Below are 1,587 nucleotides of genomic sequence, written 5' to 3' on the forward strand. Positions count from 1 at the left end.
GGGGGGTGTTCCTATGTTTTTGTCAACTCCTTGGTGAGTTGACGTGTCGGGATTCCGGTTGGCTGTCGTGGGCGCGCTTCGCCCTGCCGGTGGCGTCCGGCGTCCTTTCCCGTGTGGCCCGGTTCAGGCTACGAGGGCTGGTTCCTGGTAGAGGGTTCCGTTTTTGAGCATGCTGTAGATCACGTCGCAGCGCCGACGCGCGAGGCAGATGACGGCGGCGTTGTGGTGTTTGCCCTGTTCGCGTTTGCGCTTGTAATAGGCCACGGAGGGCGGGTGTTTGGTGGATGCGACGAACGCGGTCTGCCACAGCGCGTTCTTGAGGCGTTTGTTGCCCCGCCTGGAGGGCCGTTCGCCTTTGATGCTGGTGCCGGATTGGCCGGTGACGGGCGATATGCCCGCGTAGGCGGCCAGATGGGCGGACGATTTGAAGTTGGCGATGTCGCCGCCGATGCCGAGCAGGATGTTGCTTGCGGTCCTGACGCCTATCCCGGGCATCGACGTCAGGACCGTGAGAAGAGGGTGGTCCTCCAGGAGCTTCTCGACCTGGCGGCCGACCTCGCGCCGCCGGTCCCTGATCGTCTTGATGTCGTGGGCGATGGAGGGGATGATGGTCTCGGCCATGAGGGTGCCGGGCACGGTGACGGTCTGCTCGCCGATCGCCTTGAACATGTCGTCGATGATGCGGCCGGCGCGAAGCCCGTTGGACTTGGCCCAGTCCTTCACGTCCTCGATCCCGGCCCGTTTCACGCCCATGGGCCCGCCGTATCGTTCGAGCAGCGCGAGCGTCGCGTCGCGCGTGATTCTCTCGCCCTTGAGCGCGCGTTCGAACGCGGGGTGGGTCTGCAGCAGCAGGCTCCGCAGGCGGTTGACGTGGCGGGTGGATTCGTGGGCGAGGTCCTCGTCGTGGCCGGCGAGCAGCTTCAGGGCGGCGAGGGTCTCGTCATCCGGGCCCGCGTCCCTGAGCGTCTCGGGCAGCTTGAGCGCGGCCCACGCGATCACATGCGCGTCCCTGCGGTCGGTCTTCGCGTCCCCGGGCAGCAGCTGCGCGGTCCTGCGCATGGCCGTGCCGGGAAGGTAGGCAACCGCGATCCCCATGTTCCGCGCCACCGTCAGGGGCAGGGAGCCGATGGTGTTGGGCTGGTCCACGACCAGCAGCACACGGCCATGCTTGGAGAGCTTGCCCAGCATCGTGCGGATGGCCTTCTCGTCCTGTTTCAACGGCTTGTCGTACAGGGTGTTCCCGTCATGGTCGAGGGCGTGCGCGTGGTGCGCGCTCTTGCCCACGTCCAGGCCGACCCACACGTCGATGTCGTCCGGGGTCATCATCGTTCCTCCCGTCATGAAGGTTTTCCGGTCGCCGCGGGCTCGGAGGAGTCCGGACGCCCGCGCCGCACCCACATTACGACGAGACCTGCGCCATGCGCCCCTGAAGCGTCCGTGTAGCCGGCCTGGTTCCTATCAGCGGTCATCGGGCGTCCCCGTTCCCGGCGACAACACCCCCCGGATCATCGACGACAGGGCAGGAAAGTCATACCGGAACCGGCGACCCGACCCCGACCATCGGGGCCTACCAAACATGGTAATGGG

Annotated in this window: 1 protein-coding gene; it reads right to left on the reverse strand. The window is 66.5% G+C overall.

The features are described from left to right. Positions 1-123 precede the first annotated feature (123 nt). Positions 124-1,326, reverse strand: coding sequence for an IS110 family RNA-guided transposase (locus NBH12_RS10795; RefSeq protein WP_439709435.1), 1,203 nt, complete (start codon positions 1,324-1,326; stop codon positions 124-126). Positions 1,327-1,587 lie beyond the last annotated feature (261 nt).

Source organism: Bifidobacterium sp. M3-N-101, from assembly GCF_023656805.1.
GTDB classification, from domain to species: domain Bacteria; phylum Actinomycetota; class Actinomycetes; order Actinomycetales; family Bifidobacteriaceae; genus Bifidobacterium; species Bifidobacterium breve.

Excerpts from the sequence above, each read along its gene's own strand:
- NBH12_RS10795 (WP_439709435.1), bottom strand. The coding sequence starts at position 1,326 with ATGATGACCCCGGACGACATCGACGTGTGGGTCGGCCTGGACGTGGGC.